Consider the following 21,119-nt stretch of genomic DNA (forward strand, 5'->3'; position numbering starts at 1 on the left):
AAAGAAAATAATATCCAATTTTTGGATAACTGGGTTCAATTACAACCCCCTAGACTTTTTGGCTCTGAACGAAGAAGCTTGGATGGTAAAATTATACTTAAATTACATATAGAGTAAACTCAGTATACCCTTGTGGATATTTTTACAATGCTAGTGGAGAAATTCCGCCTATTCAGAAAAAACAACGAAAATGGTCTGAAATAAACGGAGGATTTTCGTCTAAGCACCTAAAAAACCTTAAATTGGAGTATTTTCAGCTGCTTAAGCGGAATTCATTCCCTTATATTTCCTAGAAAACGGCCTATTCCCGATGTAACCGGAATTTTTACGCTTATTTTTTCTTTGGTATGATGGGGAGGCGCCTTGTGCTTGCTGCTCCACCCACTTCTGTCCTTCACCATCCTTATGAAGGACATTTCTGTTGCTTTTTCACTGAGTTATGTCCTTCATCGCCCCTATGATTCAGAAAAAACAACGAAAATGGTCTGAAATAAACGGAGGATTTTCATTTATTGGAGAAAATCAGCTAAAATACCGTGAAATAAGCGGGAGTTTTCCGGCTAATCCCAAATAAAACACCAAAAGAATTAATTTTCAGCAGCTTACCCGGAATCTCTCCCCTTATTTTCTCTGAAAAAGGGTTCAAATTCAAAGTAACCGGAATTCCTTCCCTTATATCATTCCCCTAAGGGCTATGTACGGGAACAATATTGGTTAGCTGTACTATGTTAACCCCAATACTTCGCAATAATAAAACTAAAATTCAGATTTTTCTCATTTTATGGTACGATGAACAAAAAAGGGTTGGTGTGGGAGTTTATGCTGCATACAGACTTTCCTTATGCAAGAGAAATTTATGAAACAGTTATTGAAACCGCTATCAACTGGGTAGTCATTGTAGATCAGCAGGGGTTTGTCCTATATATAAATGAAAGTTACAGCCGATTTTTGGGCATTGACCGCCTTGCAGCCGCAGGCAAACATGTGACGGCAGTGATTGAAAACACAAGAATGCACATTGTGGTCCAGACAGGACAGGAAGAAATAGCTGCCCTTCAATATATAAAAGGAAATTATATGATTGCCAACCGAATTCCGGTAAGAGCTGATGGAAAAATAGTCGGGGCGATTGGAACTGTTATGTTCCGTGATCCTAACGAGTGGAATGAAATGAATACCCATGTGCGTCAGCATTTAACTTCGCTTCAGCCTCATCGAAACAGACTGGAGGATACTGGAGCAAAGTATACACTGGATGATATAAAATCCGCATCAAAGACTATGCTGCTGCTCAAAGAAAAAGTTAAAAGCGTTGCTGCTGCCGACAGTGCTGTGTTAATCAGGGGTGAAAGCGGAACGGGGAAGGAACTGTTTGCCCACAGTATTCATCTGCTCAGCGATCGAAACAAGGAGCCTTTTATTAAAGTGAATTGCGGAGCCATTCCTGAACATCTGCTGGAATCTGAGCTGTTCGGATATGAAGAAGGAGCTTTTACAGGTGCAAAAAGGGGCGGAAAAAAAGGGAAGTTTCTTCTTGCAGATAAAGGGACAATTTTTTTGGATGAAATAGGAGACATGTCCCTTCATATGCAGGTAAAACTCTTAAGAGTATTACAGGAAAAAGAGATTGAGCCTGTAGGAGGAGTTAAGACTCTTCCTTTGAATGTGAGAGTGATTGCTGCGACCAATAAACCGTTGGAACAGATGATTCACAATGGCAGTTTTCGGGAGGATCTTTATTACAGAATCAGTGTCATACCCATCCATGTTCCGCCTCTTAGAGAGAGGATGGAGGATTTGGCGCCTTTGGTTGCCCATTTTATAAAAAAAATTTCACTGCGGACTGGTAAAAGAATTTCAAGCATTCATGAAGAAGTGATGGAAATTTTTATGCAGTATAAATGGCAAGGTAATATCAGGGAGCTTGAAAACGTGATAGAAGCGTCCATTCACCTTTCTAAGGGAGAAGAAATTACTTCTCAGGCTGTTCCGGATTATATAAAACAAATTGGTGTTTTTCAGCAGCATAGCGGAAAATTGAAAGACGTTTTGGCTGAAACTGAAAAAAGAACAATTCTTGAAGCGGTCAGAAGGCATGGCGGAGACAAGAAAAGAGCGGCGGCAGCCCTTGGAATCAGCAAATCAACTCTTTATGAGAAGATTCAAAAATATATAGAACCAGTTCAGTCCGAAAAACCGGAATAAGTTCCGAATTTTCGGACTGTTTTTTGTTGCTGATATGCTCTGGGTTGATAGAGGAATCAGCTTGTCCCCCAGTTATCCAACTTTCCGAATTACTGGAATTGTGAATTTTTCGTGACAGAACGTTCCCGGTCTTGTGCGTATGAGTGTTTTGGCACGGTTCTTGCATACGTATTTATGTAGAAGGGAGGACGTTGAATTTTTTCAACAAATACTGAAAGCGTTTACTTAATAAGAGTGTAGACAAGGGGGAAAACGAATGTTAAGTATGATTGGTCTTGCAGGCGGTTTGGCACTACTAATATTTTTAACGATGAGAGGAATGAATCTTTTAATTGCCGGGCCGTTATGCGCCCTGTTTGTGGCAGTGCTCAGCGGTATGCCGCTTTTTCCTCAGCTGGTAGCAGAAGGGGAGGCAAATTTTGTAGGAAACTATATGACTGGTTTTTCAGGGTTCGTCACTTCATGGTACTTGATGTTCCTGTTAGGAGCCGTTTTTGGAAAAGTGATGGAGGACAGCGGGGCGGCAGACAGCGTATCCAGATGGGTAGTTGAAAAGCTCGGAATGAAGAGAGCTGTGCTTGCCATTGTAATAGCATGTGCTGTTTTGACTTATGGAGGAGTAAGTTTATTCGTTGTTGCTTTCTCAGTATATCCAATGGCAATCAGCTTGTTCAGGCAGGCAAATCTGCCAAGAAGGTTTATACCTGCAGCTCTTGCTTTTGGATCTGTTACATTTACAATGACATCCGCTGGCTCTCCTGAAATTCAAAACTGGATCCCGATTGAATATTTGCAAACATCACCTTACGCAGGCTGGGAAGTTAGTGCACTGGTAGCTGTTTTTATGATGATCTTTGGCTACTGGCTGCTGAAGCGGATGATTTCAAAGGCAGTGGCAAAGGGAGAGGTTTTTGAAGCCAGAGAAAACGACCCTGCTGCTTCGGAAAACCGGAGACTGCCCAATCCTTTACTGGGGCTGGTCCCGCTGCTGGTTGTGCTGATCATATCTTATATTTTCCATGATTCTTTAAAACAATCTGCATTGATTATTGCATTGCTGGGCGGAGTGGTTGTCACGTATCTCCTTAACCGGACCTATTTTCTTTCATTTTGGAATGCAGTTTCAGAAGGCACAATGGGAGCACTGGTGGCAATTGGAAATACTGCAGCGGTTGTCGGCTTTGGAGGTGTGGCAAAAGCAGTGCCTGCATTTGGCACAGCGGTCGACGCAATGACAAGCATACCGGGCAGCCCCCTCATCGGTGGAGCTATTGCAGTCAGCGTCATTGCGGGTATGACAGGTTCAGCCTCAGGAGGCCAGGCAATTGCTCTTCCAATTATCGCTCCGCATTACCTTGATATGGGAGTGAATCCTGAAGCGCTTCACAGAGTGGTGGCAATATCTTCGGGCGCACTGGATTCTCTGCCGCATAACGGGTATGTTGTAACCACTGTCAGAGCCATTTGCGGAGAATCACACAGCGCAGCTTATGGTGCGGTAGGTGTGGTGACAGTAATTGTACCTTTAATAGGAGTTGCTCTGGCAATCCTGCTATTTTCTCTTGGCTTGGGAATTTAAGGAGGTTATCATGATGGTAAGAGACAAAACAGTTTTCATTACAGGGGCTGCACAAGGGATTGGACTTGAAATTGCCAAAGCCTTTGGAAAAGAAGGCGCTAACGTTTTCCTGACGGATATTAATGAAGAAAAAGCTGTAGAGAGCGCTGATATGCTGAGCGAAACCGGGATAAAAGCTGCCGGATATAAATGTGATGTTACTTCAGAAGAAAGCCTGAAATCAGCAATAAATACCGCTGTAGAGCAATTCGGAACGATTCACATACTCATTAATAATGCCGGAATGCAGCATGTAGCTTATTTGGAGGACTTTCCTGTTAAAACGTTTGAACTGTTAACCAGAATCATGCTGATTGGTCCATTTATTGCTACTAAACTTATTTTTCCCATATTTAAAGAACAGTCTTTTGGCAGAATTATTAATGTAGCTTCCATAAATGGACTTGTGGGGTTTGCTGGAAAGTCTGCTTATAACAGTGCTAAACATGGAGTCATAGGGTTAACCAAGGTGGCGGCACTGGAGGGAGCGGAGCATGGAATCACAGTGAATGCACTGTGCCCGGGCTATGTTGACACGCCCCTCGTTCGAAATCAGCTCGCTGATCTGGCCAAAACAAGAAATGTGTCTATGGATTCTGTTATAGAAGAGGTAATTTATCCTCTCGTCCCCCAAAAGAGGTTATTGGATGTTTCAGAGGTAGCAGAATATGCTTTGTTTCTCGCAAGCAGCAGCGCAAGAGGCATAACAGGCCAGGCTGCAGTCATTGATGGGGGCTATACAGTTCAATAACTAGTTCTATTCACACAGTTAGCTGATAAAGGAGAACAAATGACCGTATCTTTAGGCATACCTTATAGGGTGAATGTCACAAGAAAAAAATTTTGAAAATTCATTCTTTTTATTCAAGCTTGTTTTCGCTTCTATTTCATATAATGGAAGAAAACAAGCTTTTTATTATTTCCCGCTGTCAGACCTATCTGACAACTTACCTAGAGTCGCGTGTACGAAAAATATCGGCACTAGGAAGGATGAGAAATATGCTGCATCAACTGATTGTGGCGTTCATAATAGGGGGGTTAATGGGTGTACTAGGTCATGTGAAACAAAAAGGGAGGCTGGAAAGGCCCCGAAAGACAAAACGATACATTTACCTCGGATATTGGGAAGAGTTTTTAATGGGATCAATCGCAAGCATTCTTGCAGTCCTTTCTTCTAATCCCGAATCTTCATTTCAGCTTGTCGTCATCGCAGTTGTTGCAGGCTACAGCGGAGAGGCTGTACTCCGCAGCTTTGATTTTGTCAGACAGCCTGTACCTTCCAGACTGCCGGAAGAACGAAGGCAGAAAAATTCCTCCTCAGCCAGCATAGACGAATAGCGAACCTCCAGTTAATGAAATCCCCCTAATTTTAAGAGAAACTTGCACTTCATAAAAAATACATTTAAAATAGGATACAACAACAGAAAAGCTGAACGGTGAAAAGGAATAGTAATAAGTTTGGTGTTGCAGAGAGTTGGCGGCTGGTGAAAGCCAATACATTCAAATTTATGAACTCGCCTTAGAGTAGCAAGTGTGAAATGCCCTGCCGGCAAAGTAACGTTTGCCGTTTGTCCACGTTACGGATGGTAGAGTGAGCATACAAATTTGTATGCTAAGCTGGGTGGTACCGCGGGAATGAAACCTCTCGTCCCTGTTTTTACAGGGATGGGAGGTTTTTTCTGTTTTCCTGCACTCTAAACCGTTTCAAGTACATCTGTTACCGAAAAGGAGGAAGAACACTCGTGAGTTATCAGCATCGTACAATCGAAAAAAAATGGCAGGATTATTGGTTGAACCAGAAAACCTTTCAAACGTCCGAAGAAGAGGGACGCCCTAAATTCTATGCTCTTGATATGTTTCCTTACCCATCTGGAGCAGGACTGCATGTGGGGCATCCGGAGGGCTTTACGGCTACAGATATTCTGTCGAGACTGAAGCGGATGCAAGGATATAATGTTCTTCATCCAATGGGCTGGGATGCATTCGGCCTTCCTGCAGAACAATACGCACTGGATACCGGCAATGATCCTGCTGAATTCACAGAAGTAAATATTGCTAACTTCCGCCGCCAAATTCAGTCGCTTGGTTTTTCTTATGACTGGGACAGAGAAGTGAATACCACTGACCCGGAATATTATAAATGGACACAGTGGATTTTCATTCAGCTGTTTAACAAGGGCCTTGCTTATGTAGATGAAATTCCTGTAAACTGGTGCCCGGCATTGGGAACAGTTTTGGCAAATGAGGAAGTGATTGACGGGAAAAGCGAAAGAGGAGGCCATCCTGTTGAAAGGCGCCCAATGAAACAGTGGATACTGAAGATTACTGCCTATGCGGACCGTCTGCTGGAAGACCTGGACGAGGTTGATTGGCCGGAAAGCATCAAAGAAATGCAGCGGAACTGGATTGGCCGTTCTGAAGGTGCTCATGTCACATTCAGCATCGACGGTCATCAGGAAAACTTTACTGTATTCACTACTCGTCCTGACACGCTTTTTGGCGCAACTTATGCAGTGCTGGCGCCTGAGCATACCTTTGTTGAAAAAATTGTTTCAGAAAAGCAAAGAAAAGCCGTTGAAGATTACATCGAAAGTGTAAAAGCAAAAAGTGACCTTGAAAGAACTGATCTTGCTAAAGATAAAACCGGGGTATTTACTGGAGCTTATGCTGTGAATCCGGTGAATGGCGAGAAAATGCCGATCTGGATTGCGGACTACGTGCTGATGTCGTATGGTACCGGAGCCATTATGGCTGTTCCGGGACATGACGAAAGAGATTACGAATTTGCAAAAAAATTCGAGCTGCCAATTAAGGAAGTAGTTGCGGGCGGTGATATTGAGCAAGAGGCGTATACAGGGGATGGAGAGCACGTGAACTCTGATTTCCTTAACGGACTGCAAAAAGAAGCTGCAATTGAAAAAGCAATAGAGTGGCTTGAAGAGCAGGGCAGAGGAGAGAAAAAGACGACTTACAGACTGCGTGACTGGCTGTTCAGCAGGCAGCGGTACTGGGGAGAACCTATTCCGATTATCCACTGGGAAGATGGAACAGCTACTGCCCTTCCTGAAAGTGCGCTTCCGCTCACACTACCAAAAACGACGGAAATCAGACCTTCTGGTACCGGAGAATCTCCGCTTGCCAATATAGAAGACTGGGTAAATGTCACAGATCCCGAAACGGGGAAAAAGGGCAGAAGAGAAACAAATACGATGCCTCAATGGGCAGGAAGCTGCTGGTACTATCTGCGTTATATAGACCCTAAAAACAGCGAAAAGCTTGCCGACCCTGAAAAAATTAAAAAATGGCTTCCAGTAGATATTTATATTGGCGGTGCTGAACATGCTGTGCTTCACCTTCTGTATGCGAGGTTCTGGCACAAGGTTTTGTATGATCTGGGTGTTGTACCTACAAAGGAGCCTTTCCAAAAGCTTTTTAACCAAGGTATGATTCTTGGAGAAAACAACGAAAAAATGAGCAAATCAAAAGGAAACGTCGTCAATCCGGATGATATTGTCGGAAGCCATGGAGCAGATACACTCCGTTTGTACGAAATGTTCATGGGGCCATTGGAAGCTTCCATTGCATGGTCGGAAAACGGGCTGGACGGATCAAGAAGATTTCTTGATCGTATATGGAGACTGCTTGTTGCAGAAAGCGGAGAAATCAGCAGCAAAGTGGTGAATATCTCTTCTGATGAGCTTGAAAAATCCTACCATCAGACGGTAAAGAAGGTTACTGAAGATCTGGAAGGACTTCGATTCAATACAGCTATTTCACAGCTCATGGTGTTTATCAATGATGCTTATAAAGCCAAGGCCCTTCCAAAAGAATATGCAGAAGGCTTTGTGAAGCTATTGTCCCCAATTGCTCCGCATATTGCTGAGGAACTTTGGGAAAAGCTTGGGCATTCAGAAACCATTTCATATGAAAACTGGCCTCAGTTTGATGAAAGCAAGCTTGTAGACGATGTAGTTGAAATTGTTGTTCAGCTGAACGGCAAGCTTCGTGCGAAGATGAATGTGCCTGCTGATGCAAACAGAGAACAGCTGCAGGAACTAGCTCTTGCTAACGAAAAGGTTCAAGCAGAGCTGGAAGGAAAAACAATCCGCAAAGTGATTGCAGTCCCGGGCAAGCTTGTTAATATTGTTGCCGGCTAGAACAAAAGAATGACCCGAAAGAGCTGCTGAACTGCAGCCTTTCGGGTTTTTTTGTATTCTGATCCTGCGCTGCTGCGGCAATGCCGACTGCTAAAGTGGCGGCGTAAACAACCGATTTGCTATAATGTAGCTAGTCTAAATAAAAGGAGTGACTGCGCATGAATGTGAAAGAAATTTCTGCAGATGAATTGCTGGAAAAGCTGGAGAATGGTGAAGAGCTTCAATTAATAGATGTTCGTGAAGATGAGGAAGTGCAGGAGGGAATGATACCCGGCGCTCTGCATATAAAAATGGGAGATATTCCTGAAAAAGCTGAGTCATTGGATAAGGATAAAGAGTATATCTTTATTTGCCGTTCAGGAAGAAGAAGCGAAAATGTTTGTGCATTTCTTCAAGATCAAGGTTATAAAGTGGTCAATATGACCGGCGGCATGCTTGATTGGAAAGGGCAATCTCAACCAAAACAATAAATTAGAACGAGCTGTTTGCTGCCCTTGTCATCCTGAAAGACCAAGACAAGGGCAGCAACTAACATGTAATTATGGAAGCGTTATCATAATTCACCTCCCCCTTCATACATTAAGTTAAGGAGGGATGTGATATGGAGGAATATCACAAGTTTGATGTAACGCACAAAATTTTTGCCAGAATTATTGAAGAGGAGATTGAGCTGTATATCAGCAAAGATTATGTAGGAAGGCTTGTCATAACTGAAGAAGGCAGAAAATATGATTTAGTATATGACTATGTGTATGAAGATGGCAGAATTTATAAGCTTTATGACAGAAGCTGCCCTCAAAAACAATACGCGGAAGGCTGTGACATGGGCTGGTGCTGAATCAATGTATAAGGTAGCTGTGTTTGACGAGGAGCATGAAAAGGACCTGGAGCGGAAAATCAATACATTTCTTGCGGGTATTAGCGAAAATCAATTTGTGGAAATTCAATATGATGTAGCTGTGCTTTGTGATGAAACAGGTGAACAGGTTTACTGCTTTTCGGCAATGATACTATACAAAAAGTAGCTTTCTTAAGAGCTGCTGCTGACTATAGTCCGGCTTTTAGCCTTCTTATCTTGAAAGGCAGAGATCTCCTGTTGGTGATAAACCAAAAAGAAACCCAGTAACGGGTTCTTTTTTGGTTTTTCCTTTATGCATGCTTCAGGAAATTCGGAATTTATTGGACAAGTGCACTTTGTGCTGCGTTCAACCCGGCAAGCCTGCCCGTTACAAGGGCAGAGGTTATATTATATCCTCCGGTATATCCATGAATATCAAGTACCTCACCGCAGAAATAGAGTCCTTCCATAAACTTTGACGACATTTCTTTAGGGTGAATTTCTTTTACAGAAATCCCTCCTCCAGTCACAAATGCCTTATCCAGGGAAAGTGTTCCGTTTACCCTGAATTCAAAGTGTTTACAATCACTGACAAAGAAGCGCAGCTTTTCATTCGACAGATTGGCAAACGTTGTTGCAGGATCTATGTCGTTTTTCTCCAGAAGAAATAAAAGATATCTTTCCGGCAAAAGCCCTTTTAAAACATTTTTTACCGCTTTTTTGGGATCGCTTTTCAGCTGTGTCAGTATTTCTTGAAACAGTGCTTCCTCTTTTTTATCAGGGAGGGCATCGATGTTCATGACAACTGTGCTCACGTTGAACTTTTTAAGCGTTTTGACAACATACTGGCTGCAGCGGAGCACAGCGGGTCCTGATACGCCAAAATGAGTAAAAAGCATGTCCATTCTGTGGGTAATAACAGTCTTTCCTTTAGGGTTCATGACGCTTAATGCAGCATCCCTTAGGGAGAGGCCCTGCAATTTCTTGCTTTTAATGAAAGATTCTGCTGAAGTAATCGGAACTTCGGTTGGATACAGATCAGTAATGATATGCCCGGCTTCTTCCGCCCAGGCGTATCCATCACCTGTGCTTCCTGTATGGGGAACGCTTTTTCCTCCCACTGCGATGACAACGCAATGAGAAGAAATTTCTTCACCGCTTTTTAACAGAATTCCTGCCGTTCTGCCGTTACTATACACCACGTGATCAACAGGGTCATTCGTACGCACTTCAACTTTTAATTCTCTTAATTTTCCTATTAACGCATCAACAACACTTTGAGCTTTGTCACTAACAGGAAACATTCTGCCGTGGTCTTCTTCTTTCAGCTGAATTCCCATCTTCTCAAAAAAATCAATAATATCTTCATTGCTGAATTCAGAAAAAGCGCTGTATAAAAACCGTCCATTTCCAGGAATGTGTTTAATAATCTCTTCAACCGGAAGGCGGTTTGTAACATTGCAGCGTCCGCCTCCGGAGATGGCCAGCTTTCTTCCAAGCTTATTTCCTTTATCTATAAGAAGGACTCTGGCTCCCTGCTCACCGGCTGCAATAGCTGCCATTAAGCCGGAAGGTCCTCCGCCGATGACAATCACATCATATTTCAAATTCGACCACACCTTTTTCTAAAATGCTTTATTTATTATAGCGTAAATAACAAGGAAAGAAACCTTCATGTTTTAAGGCAAAAAGATAACTCAATGATTAGTTTGTGGTAAAATAGAAAAGTTGAATCTTTAAATCATTTGAAATGGTGATTAATACATGGGAAATAAATTGCTGAGAGGTACTTTTGTCTTAACGTTAGGTACGTATATTTCAAGAATTCTTGGAATGATTTATATCATTCCTTTTTATGCAATGGTAGGTACGGCAGGTTCAGCTCTTTATCAATACGGTTATGCTCCCTATGCAATCTTTCTCAGTGTAGCAACGGCGGGATTTCCAGCCGGGGTATCTAAATATGTAGCCAAATATAATGCACTGGGAGATTATAAGACAAGCAGAAGAATGTTCAAGGGCGGACTTGCGGTCATGCTTTTGACCGGATTTCTTGCTTTCGCAGTATTATATTTTCTGGCACCGGTATTCGCTGAGAGTTCGCTTGGCGGGCAGGAAAAAGATGGAGTTACAGTTGATGATGTAGTCCTCATCATCAGGATGGTGAGCCTTGCTTTAATTGTTGTTCCAATTATGAGTTTAATACGGGGCTTTTTCCAGGGTCATCAGTCAATGGGCCCGACAGCTGTCTCACAGGTCGTCGAACAGATTGTCAGAATTGCATTTCTGCTGGGTGCTACCTACTACATATTAAAAATATATGATGATGGTCTTGTGCTGGCTATTGGTTATGCGACATTTGCGGCTTTTGTGGGAGCCGTCGGAGGACTTGCAGTATTGTTTTTCTACTGGATGAAGAGAAAAAACTCTCTAACCGCCATGAGAGAAAATGCTGTGGAAAGTGCCGATATTCCTTATTCAAAAATGTTCGGAGAACTGTTCAGGTATGCAGGTCCTTTTGTATTTGTGGGTCTGGCTATTCCATTATATATCTGGATAGATACCAATACGTTCAATAAGGCTATGACTGATGCAGGTTATGGAGATGTATCTCAGGATGTTTTTGCAGTCCTGACACTTTTGGTTCCAAAGCTGGTGATGATTCCGGTTTCTCTGGCAACTGCTTTCGGGCTGACGCTCATTCCTGCTGTTACTGAGTCATTTACAAGCGGAAACCGCCGCCTTCTGACGAGTCAGATTGACCAGACTCTTCAGATGATTATGTTTCTTGTACTTCCTGCTGTGGTAGGCTTGTCAATCCTGGCCGGCCCTGCATATACATTCTTCTATAGGGGAGAAGCAGAAACATTTGGCCCGGCGATTCTTGCTATGTTTGCTCCTGCCGCTCTGCTGTTTTCGCTGTTCACGGTGAACGCAGCCATTCTGCAGGGCATCAACAAACAAAAGCTCGCCGTCATCAGCCTTGTGATCGGTGTGCTGATAAAACTCTCTTTAAATGTTCCCTTGATACATTTGTTCCAAGGTGCAGGCTCCATATTGGCGACGGTGCTTGGCTACTCTGCATCGTTAATTTATGGTTTCGCCATGATTAAACGGCATGCGAAATATTCCTTTAAGAAGTTTTTTAAGCGATCTGTATTCATTATGATTCTTGCTGTGTTTATGGGATTGGTGGTCTCGGTAGTCCAGTCAATCAGCGGAATTTTTATAGATTACAGCGAAAGCAGAATCAATGCTTTGATTGTCCTGATCCTGGCAATTGGTGCAGGTGCAGGCAGCTATTTATATTTGGCATATCGTTCTCACTTATTAGAGAAAATAATCGGGAACCGTTTTTCAAGATTTTTTAGAAGAAAAGCTCGCGGGTAAGAGCTTTTCTTTTTTCTACTGAAACATCTTCTCCGCCGTTGCAGAGTAAGGGGAAGAACGATCGCCTGGTGTCTTCAGCACAAAAAAATTCAACCTTAAAGAGGTGATAATGATGAGAATTGATAAACTTCTTTCTAACACAGGATTTGGAAGCCGCAAGGAAGTGAAGCAGCTTTTAAAGTCAGGAGCAGTCAGGATAGATGATACATCGGTTAAAGATGCTAAAACTCATGTGGATCCGGAAAATCAGCATATTACGGTAAATGGAGAAACAGTGGTATACAGAGAGTTTATCTACCTGATGATGAACAAACCTCCGGGCTATCTGTCGGCAACAGAAGACAACCATCAGGAAACAGTGGTGGATTTACTGGAACACGAGGATGCCATTATGGAACCTTTTCCGGTGGGAAGGCTGGACAAGGATACTGAAGGTTTTCTTCTTTTGACAAATGACGGCCAGCTCTCGCATCAGCTGCTTTCACCTAAAAAACATGTGCCCAAAAAGTACTTTGCCCATGTTAAGGGAGAGGTTACTGAGGAGGATGGTCAGGCTTTTAAAGAAGGGGTAACCCTTGATGACGGGTATGTGACAAAGCCAGCAGCGCTTGAAATAATCAGTGCCGGGGAAATTTCACATATTTACGTTACGATTACAGAAGGTAAATACCATCAGGTGAAAAGAATGTTTGAATCTGTTGGAAAGAAAGTGATCTTTCTGAAGAGAGTGAGCATGGGTCCGCTGGAGCTTGACGAAGATCTTCAAAAAGGAGAATATCGAGAGCTGACTGAGGAAGAGATAGATATGCTGAGAAATGCAGAAAAATATGAAATGTAAGCAAAAAGAGGAACCTTGATGAAAACAAGGTTCCTTTTATGTAATATTTTATTATCATTGTTAATGTTAAGAAATCTTAACCCTTTTCTTTGTGGTCGTCCACTTTCCTCTGGTAGGGCTGCTTACAAGGTCGTTATATGCTAACACATTTAAATCCCTCTGTATCGTCCTTGGTGTAATACCAAACTCATCAACAAGCTGCTGAGTTGTCACAGTCCCTTTCTCATAAATAAACATGTAGATTGATTTGATACGAGTCAGCATACGGTTTGTCGAAGGTTTCAAAAAACCACTCCTTGTCTTTTATAGGGCTAAGCCTACGTATAACCAAGATGTCTGCAACTGGTGTGTCTCTACTTTTGTTATTTAATTAGATACTGTAACGCTATATGCCTATTTTACACGATAAGCATACCGGGATTCTAGGAAAAGTGCTTAATTTACGAAATATTTACAAACTTCTCTTAGTAAGCTTTTACTATAGTTATACGGCAGGAGCTGTAAATTATGATAAGAGATTGCAAAAAAAAGACTGTCAGAATCCAAACCTTGTTCCTATTCACACCCTGTGAAATGGGTGTACATGGTCGCTGTTACTGAGTTGTAAACGCATTCACTTTTAGTTCTAAAGAACTGTAAAACGCATGGCATCCAGGTTAAATAGCTCACCTCTTATCAGCATGGTGATAGTGAAAAGTGCTAATTGCTCAATAGGCGTAAGTTTTCCGCTGCTTTAGCAGATGGCATTCAAACCAGCCTTCTATATCTGGAGAAATTCAGACTATTAATCGTAATGAGGGGTGAAAGTGAGAGTTTTCATTGTGATAACAAATAAGGGGAGAACCTGCATGTAACCATATTCACTTATCTTGCTTCCTGGTAATGAATATTTCCGCTTTCAGAATGCGCTGGTAACAGATATACTTTTAGTCTCGATATTTATGAATACAGGAAAACGCTCAGAAAATAATTCTGAGCGTTTTTCAATGCTGATTTATTATGGCTTGCTATGCCGATTATTTTAACCGTCGTTTGGAGAAACTTAATGCCCTCCAATAAAAGCAAGCTGAATGAAGAAGAGGATGGCAAAAATATAAACAAATAAATGAACCTCTCTCCATTTTCCTTTCGCTATTTTCATCAACGGGTAAGCTATAAAGCCCAAGGCAATGCCAGTTGCGATACTGGAAGTCAGCGGCATTGTCAGGATGACCAGAAACGCAGGGAAAGCTTCATCAAGCTCGTTCCACTTAATATTGGAAATGGATCCAATCATCAGGCTTCCAACAATTATCAGGGCAGGTGCTGTAATAGCAGCAATTCCTGATACAGCTCCCACTAATGGACTAAAGAAAGCAGTCAGGCCGAAGAGAATTCCAACAGTAAGAGTTGTCAGGCCGGTTCTTCCTCCAGCAGCTACACCCGCAGAAGATTCAATATAAGCCGTAGTCGGGCTCGTTCCGAACATAGCTCCTACCGTAGTTGCGGTAGAATCAGCCAGCAATGCTTTTCTTGCCTTAGGAAGTTCATTCCCTTTCATGAGTCCAGCCTGCTGCGCAACACCAACCATTGTTCCGGTTGTATCAAAGATTGTCACAAGCAGAAACGAAAATACTACAGCATATAATCCATATTGGAAAACGTCGCCGATTGCGGTGAACGGATTAAACACAATCAAACCTTCCGGAAGATCGGGGAGAGCCATAATTCCACTGGTAAACTCCAGATGACCTGTTACGTATGCAATTATTCCTGTAATGAGCATTCCAATAAAGAGCGCTCCGTGTACATTCATGCTCATCAGTACTAGAGTAATTGCAAGTCCGCACAGAGCAAGAAGAACAGGGGGAGAATGAAGATCTCCCAATCTGACAAGGTTAACCTGATCAGCTTCCACAATTCCTGTTAATCTTAAACCGATAAAAGCAATAAACAGGCCGATACCTGCTGTAATGCCATGTTTAAGATTAGACGGTATTGCTTCAATCAGCTGTTTTCTAAAAGGTGTTAATGAAAGAATAATAAACAGGATACCTGCCACAAACACAGCGCCAAACGCTGTTTGATAGGTAATGTTTTCATTTGCTCCAACGACTGAGTAAGCAAAGTAGGCATTCAAGCCCATACCGGGAGCAATTGCGATAGGGTAGTTAGCGAAAAAAGCCATCCATAATGTTCCAATTATAGAAGCGATAATAGTAGCCGTAAACACCTGGTCAAAAGGAACTCCGGCATCTGACAAGATGACAGGGTTTACAACCACAATATATACCATCGTTAAAAAAGTAGTCATCCCAGCGATGAGTTCAGTTCTGACGTTTGTTTTATTTTCTTTTAACTTAAACATAGAAACCTCCAATAAACGAACGTTTTATAACAACCTATAATATAATATTCGTTTTTAAAGAATAACGCAAGTGGTTAGCGTCATTTATTTTCTGGTAGCTTTTCCTATGGACATTCGTTTGGTATCTTTACATTAGAAAGTACAAATTGATTTTTTTGGAGATGAATAGGATGGACTGGATGAAAGAGGTTTTAGCTAGAAAAGAAGATCTCATAAAAGATACGCAGGAGTTTTTACGGATCAGGAGTATTCTGGACAAGGAAACGGCTTCAAAGGAAGCTCCGTTTGGCAAAGGAATAAACGAAGCGCTGGAATTTCTTTTGCAAAAGGGCAGTTCAGAAGGATTTATTTCTAAAAATCTAGATGGATATGCAGGTCATATTGAACTGGGAACTGGACAGGACATCATCGGTATCCTTTGCCATGTAGATGTTGTTCCAGAAGGAGACGGATGGACTAGCGGCCCTTTTGATGCAGATCTGCGTGAAGGAAGAATCTATGCAAGAGGCGCGATGGACGATAAAGGGCCAACAATGGCTGCTTATTATGCAATGAAGATTGTCAGTGAATCGGGCCTTCCCCTTCAAAAAAAGGTAAGAATGATTATCGGGACCGACGAGGAAAGCGATTGGCAGTGTGTGGATCATTATTTTAAACATGAACAAATGCCCCTGATGGGATTTGCCCCTGATGCTGATTTTCCTATTATCTATGCTGAAAAGGGAATTATTGACGCAGAACTTCACTATACGCCTTCTGAGAGCACCTCCACTCAGGAAGGGATCATCGTAACAGAGTTTCATTCCGGTGAAAGATACAATATGGTTCCTGACAAGGCTTTCGCAGCATTAAGCGGGAATCTTAATTCTGATGAAATTCAGAGCAGCTATTCCGCTTTTTTGAAGAAACATAACCTGAAAGGTGATTACGCTGAAAAGGAGGGAACAGCTAAACTGATGTTAACAGGAAAATCTGCACATGCCATGGAACCAAATAACGGTATAAACGCAGGACTATATCTTGCCGCTTTTCTTAAGGACCTGAAATTGAATAGTGGTGCAAAGGGATACTTCAGCTCCCTGACAGACTTCTTCTTTGGAGACAGCAGAGGGAAAGCAGTCAGCATCGCCAGTAAAGATGAAGTCAGCGGAGAACTGACGCTGAATGCCGGTATTCTCAGATATACTGAGAAGGCGGCGAGTGCAGGCATTAACATTCGCTATCCTGTAACTGCTGATGGAGCAGACATTAAGGAGGGACTACAGCAAATTCCGGGATTCCTGCTTCATTCTCTCAGTGATTCTAAGCCTCACTATGTTAATCAGGATCATGAGCTTATCTCGACGCTACAGCGGGTGTATACTGAACAAACAGGAGAAACCGCTGAGTTAATTTCAATCGGCGGTGGGACATATGCAAGATCCCTGGAAGCAGGGGTAGCATTTGGTCCGCTTTTCCCCGGAAGAGAAGACGTTGCCCATCAAAAAGACGAGTACATCATTGTTGATGATTTACTCAAGGCAACTGCTATCTATGCACAGGCTATTTATGAGCTGGCAAAGTAGGAAAGTATCTTACACAGTCAGGTAAATTATGTTAGGATAAAAATAATTGGAAAACCGCTCTTTCCCTGAGAGCGGTTTTTAAATTTGCATTTAGAAAAGGCAGGTATTGAGGGATGGAACATTTGGTATCTAGGGAGCAGAGAGGGACTCAGCTGTCTTTCAGCTTGTTTTATTTTCTGGTCTTTTTTGGTTTTGGAGCTTTATTTCCTTTATTATCTGTATATCTGAAAGATAATGTCGGTCTGACAGGAAGCCAGATTGGAATGATCATGTCCATCAATCCCATCGTGATGCTGTTTGCACAGCCGCTCTGGGGGATGCTGAGTGATACGACCAGAAAGCCGACAGCGGTTTTGACCGCTGCCCTGATCGGAACAGGGATAACAGGAATCATTTTTTCAATGGGAGAATCTTTTTCCTTCTTTGTCTCAATTGCAATATTGCTCGCATTCTTTCAAAGTGCAATTGTGCCGGTTTCAGACAGCATTTCAATGAGTTATGTTCAAAGGACAAATACAGCATATGGCTCTTTAAGGCTTTGGGGAGCAATCGGATTTGCAGTATCAGTCCTTGTGGTCGGTAAGCTTTCTGAGACATTTCAGTTAACGGTCATTTTTTACGCATTTACATTTGTTCTTTTGGCTGGCGCCATTGTTGCAGCGCGGCTGCCCAGGGACAATGAATCTTTAAAGGTCAGCCTGAAGGATGGTTTCCGGGAACTTGGAAAGCTGCCGAGCTATTTGCTGTTTTTGGTCGTAACCTTTCTTGTACTCGGCCCCATTCTGGCAAACAATATTTATTTTGGTTTATTTATAGATGAAATTGGCGGGGGGCTTGCAGGGATTGGTATTGCCTTCTTATTTGCAACAGGAAGTGAAGCACCTTTTATGAAGTTTGCAAGCAGCTGGATTACAAGGCTTGGAATGAAAAGAATTCTTCTGATGGCCGTATTCATCTCCGCAGCACGCTGGTTTCTCTATTTTTTAGAGCCTCCGCTGGCTGTGGTGTATGCAACAACATTCGCCCAAGGTTTTTCAGTTGGTTTGTTTATTCCTGCTGCATTGCTGCATGTGAAAAATACAGCACCGGCAGAAGTCGGCGCCACAGCCATTTCCATTTACTCCGCTGCGGGAAATGGACTGGGAAACTGGTTTTGCACCTTTTTTGGCGGCATTATTATGGAAGCACTGTCCATTTTGCATGTGTATTTGTTCTTTGGATGCATGACGCTGCTTGCTTTCCTGATCTTATGTTTCATAAGAATAGATTCCAGGGCTGCAGCATCATAAAAGCGAGAGGATGTATTCCTCTCGCTTTTGTGTATTTATTGAGTTATTTTTATTCTTCCTTCAATGCCTGGTACAGGGGTGTTTGACTGCAAAGCCTCCATAAGGACGGTGCTCAGCAATTCACCGCTGTCAAATTCAATATTTTCTGCTGTAAACATGACAAAACCATCTCCGCCCGCTGCGGTAAAATTGTTTGTTGCAACAGAATATGATTTTTGAAGATCCAGAGCAGCACCGTTGATTACCACCTCTGTTACTCTGCTTCCGGTCGGCTTGGACGGATCAAAATTAAAGGCTAAGCCGGAGACATGAAGAAACCCTCCGTTTTCTGCAGGATATAATCGAACAGAATGTTCTAAAGCGGCTTTAAGATCTGATCCTTTCAGCGTTGTTCTAACAAGTGTATTATCAAAAGGAAGTGTGGTCAGGACATGATTGCGGGTGACATCTCCCGCCACAATGGAAGCCCTGATGCCTCCTCCGTTCGTAACCGCAATATCTGTTTTAAGCTTGTTTTTCATAGCATCGGCAATATAATTGCCAAGATTTGTTTCTTTCGTTCTCACAGCATTTCGTTCTCCATTAAGTGTTTCAGATACGGAAGCGATCACTACATTTAACTCTCTGTCTACTTGTTCTTTATAAGGCTGAAGTACATTTCTAACTTTAGAATCTTCCTTTTTGCTTTCACTGTCGCGGTACAGGAAGCCGTTCACACCAATCAGTTTTCCTTTGTGGAAAATTAAGTTTGTATGACCGAGCGCTTTTCCATATTCATTTGCTTGAGTAACGTACGCATGTTTTAGTTTCTTAGGAGTTTCAATTGTGTCATGGCTGTGTCCCCCGAATACCACATCGATACCGCTCACTTCGTTTGCAATCTTCATTTCGGTATCAAGACCTGAATGGGAGATAACAGCAACTGCATCCACTTTTCCTTTCAGTTTTAAAGCAAGCTTTTTAGCAGTCTCTGTTTCATCCTCAAAGGTGATTCCTGTAATTCCTGAGGGATTTGTCTTCACTGCTGTGTCTGTTGCTGTCAGTCCGATTAAAGCAATTTTCTTTCCTTTTCTTTCAACTATTGTAAATCCCTCTAAGAAAGGGCTTCCGTATGTTTTAATATTGGCGCTGATCAGCGGGAACTGAAGCATCTTTTTGAGATTTAACAAATGTGCCTGCCCATAATTGAAATCATGGTTTCCAGGAACCATTGCGTCGTACTTCATTGCATTCATGGCTTCAGCAGCTGCCATTCCTTTGTTTAAATTAACATAGTTTGTTCCATGAAATGTATCGCCCATATCAATTAGAATGGTTGGATTCTTGCTTCTTGCTGAATTGGCGATACTGCTGATTTTTGCCAGTCCCATTTCTTTGTTGACAGGGTTGTGCATGATGCGGCCATGCATGTCGTTAGTGTGAATCACTGTAACAAATTCAAGTTTTTTCTGAAGGCTTTCCAGCATGTTCTTGATATCATTGCCGGTAAGAGGTTTTTTAGGCTGAAAAACCGGCAGTTTTCTATCAATTAAATCCAGTTCAGCTGCAGCTGCAAGTTCACGATGATAGGCAGAGTGAATTGCGTTGTAGTCTTTGAATTTTTTCAGCGCTCCTAAAGAGTAAGAGTCCCGGAGGTTGAGTGATCTGATTAGGAATACATAAGCCTGTTCCTTTGTGATTTTTTCATTGGGGCCAAACTTAGTCTTGCCATCCTCTGGCAGAATATTGGTTCTGATAGCTGCTTGGATATAGGGTGCAAGTTCTGAATCAACATCAGAGTAGGGGATGTCGCTTCCCTGCAGATCTATTCCCAGCGAAGTAACGAGCTCCTTAATAAAAGTTCCCTTGTCGGCCGGCGCTTGAGGATTTTTTGATGCTTCAGCAGCTCCCGGGTGTAAGATCCCTGCAAGTCCAATTAAAACGGCTAATACTGCTGCACACACTTGTTTATAAGATTTCATTTCTCCGCTCCCTTTCAGATTTTTTCAACAATTCATATTATATAATAGATTCCGCAAATCTATTATTAATTTTAGATTAAGATCCAGACAAATTTTCACATCCTGGTTTACACCCAAGAAACAGACTAGCTGAGAAGTCTTAGGCTCAGCACATGTCCGCTATATTCATTTCTAGGCTGCTATCAAAAACCTTGTTGAATATTGATAAAGAAAATCATGGGAGACAGACATTAAAGAGGTGGTTGAAGAAGGTTGCTGGGGGAAAAACACTGTTTTTAGAGACGGAAAGTATGCCGTTTTAAAAGAGTATGTGTGAATGTTAAATTAACAAGGCGCCTTATCCTAACAAAGAAAAAATAAGCGTAGAAATTCCGGTTACATTGGGAATAGGTCGTTTTTTTAAGAAAATAAGGGAATGAATTCCGCTTAAGCTGCTGAAAATACACCATTTGAAGGTTTTTAAGGTGCATAGACGAAAATCCTCCGTTTATTTCAGTCCATTTTGATTGTTTTTTCCTAATAGGCGGAGTTCCTCCGTTTATATATGTATAGTGGCTTTCACAAGCGCCTTTCCACCCGTTCAAAGAGGACATACATGTAACTATGTATTTACACAATCTTATGGACTTGATGGCTCCACCGCCAACGGCTCGAGGTCATAAGCCAATCATCTCAAAAAGGCAAAGAGCGCCTTTTAGAGATGCTCGTCTTATGCTTGTCGGAGCCCGACACGACGTCGGACAGTCATGCGTTGCCACAGGACGTGGCGCTCTTAGCATGACTTCCTTTACGCCCGTTCCGCTTTTCTACATTGTCCAGCTCCGCCGGCCAGCTGCTCGAGGTCATAAGCTGTCTTGGCCATAAGGGCAAAGAACGCCCTTCCGTCCAAGCCATCTTATGCTTGTCGCAGC

At 42.4% G+C, this 21,119-nt stretch carries 16 protein-coding genes and 1 other annotated feature; of the genes, 12 read left to right on the forward strand and 4 right to left on the reverse strand.

What is annotated here, in order from left to right; genetic code table 11:
• Positions 1-819 precede the first annotated feature (819 nt).
• The 8 genes from GJU40_RS17820 (at position 820) to GJU40_RS17855 (ending at position 9,005) form a co-directional block, all read left to right on the forward strand.
• Positions 820-2,205, forward strand: coding sequence for a sigma-54 interaction domain-containing protein (locus GJU40_RS17820; protein WP_154309425.1), 1,386 nt, complete (start codon positions 820-822; stop codon positions 2,203-2,205).
• Positions 2,206-2,461: 256 nt separating this feature from the next.
• On the forward strand, positions 2,462-3,784 hold the full coding sequence (locus GJU40_RS17825) for a GntP family permease (RefSeq protein ID WP_154309413.1): 1,323 nt from the start codon (positions 2,462-2,464) through the stop codon (positions 3,782-3,784).
• A 13-nt stretch (positions 3,785-3,797) separates the two neighbouring features.
• Entirely contained in the window at positions 3,798-4,574 is a 777-nt protein-coding gene (locus GJU40_RS17830) for a 3-hydroxybutyrate dehydrogenase (protein ID WP_154309426.1), read from the forward strand.
• A gap of 248 nt (positions 4,575-4,822) precedes the next feature.
• The gene (locus tag GJU40_RS17835; protein WP_154309414.1) at positions 4,823-5,161 is read left to right on the forward strand and encodes a DUF4257 domain-containing protein; all 339 of its coding nucleotides are present in this window, start codon (positions 4,823-4,825) and stop codon (positions 5,159-5,161) included.
• A gap of 89 nt (positions 5,162-5,250) precedes the next feature.
• Positions 5,251-5,479, forward strand: a binding site (T-box leader).
• An 86-nt stretch (positions 5,480-5,565) separates the two neighbouring features.
• Positions 5,566-7,980 (forward strand): leucine--tRNA ligase, encoded by a 2,415-nt coding sequence (gene leuS, locus GJU40_RS17840; RefSeq protein ID WP_343031611.1) that lies wholly within the window; start codon positions 5,566-5,568, stop codon positions 7,978-7,980.
• Between the two features lie 158 nt (positions 7,981-8,138).
• Positions 8,139-8,450, forward strand: coding sequence for a rhodanese-like domain-containing protein (locus GJU40_RS17845; RefSeq protein ID WP_154309416.1), 312 nt, complete (start codon positions 8,139-8,141; stop codon positions 8,448-8,450).
• A gap of 131 nt (positions 8,451-8,581) precedes the next feature.
• Complete coding sequence (locus GJU40_RS17850) at positions 8,582-8,818, forward strand: DUF2553 family protein (RefSeq protein ID WP_154309417.1); 237 nt, start codon at positions 8,582-8,584, stop codon at positions 8,816-8,818.
• Positions 8,819-8,822: 4 nt separating this feature from the next.
• On the forward strand, positions 8,823-9,005 hold the full coding sequence (locus GJU40_RS17855; protein WP_154309427.1) for a sporulation protein Cse60: 183 nt from the start codon (positions 8,823-8,825) through the stop codon (positions 9,003-9,005).
• A 151-nt stretch (positions 9,006-9,156) separates the two neighbouring features.
• Here GJU40_RS17855 and GJU40_RS17860 read toward each other — a convergent pair whose 3' ends face one another.
• Positions 9,157-10,425, reverse strand: a complete 1,269-nt coding sequence (locus GJU40_RS17860; protein WP_154309418.1) for a BaiN/RdsA family NAD(P)/FAD-dependent oxidoreductase — start codon at positions 10,423-10,425, stop codon at positions 9,157-9,159.
• Between the two features lie 157 nt (positions 10,426-10,582).
• Between GJU40_RS17860 and GJU40_RS17865 the strand changes: the two genes are divergently transcribed.
• Both GJU40_RS17865 and GJU40_RS17870 read left to right on the forward strand, forming a co-directional pair.
• Positions 10,583-12,208 (forward strand): putative polysaccharide biosynthesis protein, encoded by a 1,626-nt coding sequence (locus GJU40_RS17865; RefSeq protein ID WP_154309419.1) that lies wholly within the window; start codon positions 10,583-10,585, stop codon positions 12,206-12,208.
• A 112-nt stretch (positions 12,209-12,320) separates the two neighbouring features.
• On the forward strand, positions 12,321-13,046 hold the full coding sequence (locus tag GJU40_RS17870) for a pseudouridine synthase (protein WP_154309428.1): 726 nt from the start codon (positions 12,321-12,323) through the stop codon (positions 13,044-13,046).
• Between the two features lie 66 nt (positions 13,047-13,112).
• Here GJU40_RS17870 and GJU40_RS17875 read toward each other — a convergent pair whose 3' ends face one another.
• The gene (locus GJU40_RS17875) at positions 13,113-13,331 is read right to left on the reverse strand and encodes a DeoR family transcriptional regulator (protein WP_154309420.1); all 219 of its coding nucleotides are present in this window, start codon (positions 13,329-13,331) and stop codon (positions 13,113-13,115) included.
• Between the two features lie 757 nt (positions 13,332-14,088).
• The gene (locus GJU40_RS17880) at positions 14,089-15,393 is read right to left on the reverse strand and encodes an NCS2 family permease (RefSeq protein ID WP_154309421.1); all 1,305 of its coding nucleotides are present in this window, start codon (positions 15,391-15,393) and stop codon (positions 14,089-14,091) included.
• Positions 15,394-15,563: 170 nt separating this feature from the next.
• Between GJU40_RS17880 and pepV the strand changes: the two genes are divergently transcribed.
• Together pepV and GJU40_RS17890 are read left to right on the forward strand one after the other, a co-directional pair.
• Positions 15,564-16,958 carry a dipeptidase PepV gene (gene pepV / locus GJU40_RS17885; RefSeq protein WP_154309422.1) on the forward strand — a complete coding sequence of 465 codons (1,395 nt, stop codon included), beginning with the start codon at positions 15,564-15,566 and terminating at the stop codon, positions 16,956-16,958.
• Between the two features lie 113 nt (positions 16,959-17,071).
• Positions 17,072-18,247, forward strand: a complete 1,176-nt coding sequence (locus GJU40_RS17890; protein ID WP_154309423.1) for an MFS transporter — start codon at positions 17,072-17,074, stop codon at positions 18,245-18,247.
• A gap of 35 nt (positions 18,248-18,282) precedes the next feature.
• On the opposite strand, the gene GJU40_RS17895 is transcribed toward GJU40_RS17890, so the two are convergent.
• Entirely contained in the window at positions 18,283-20,208 is a 1,926-nt protein-coding gene (locus GJU40_RS17895) for a 5'-nucleotidase C-terminal domain-containing protein (protein ID WP_154309424.1), read from the reverse strand.
• Between the last annotated feature and the right edge of the window lie 911 nt (positions 20,209-21,119).

Source organism: Metabacillus lacus, assembly GCF_009674805.1.
GTDB lineage: Bacteria > Bacillota > Bacilli > Bacillales > Bacillaceae > Metabacillus_C > Metabacillus_C lacus.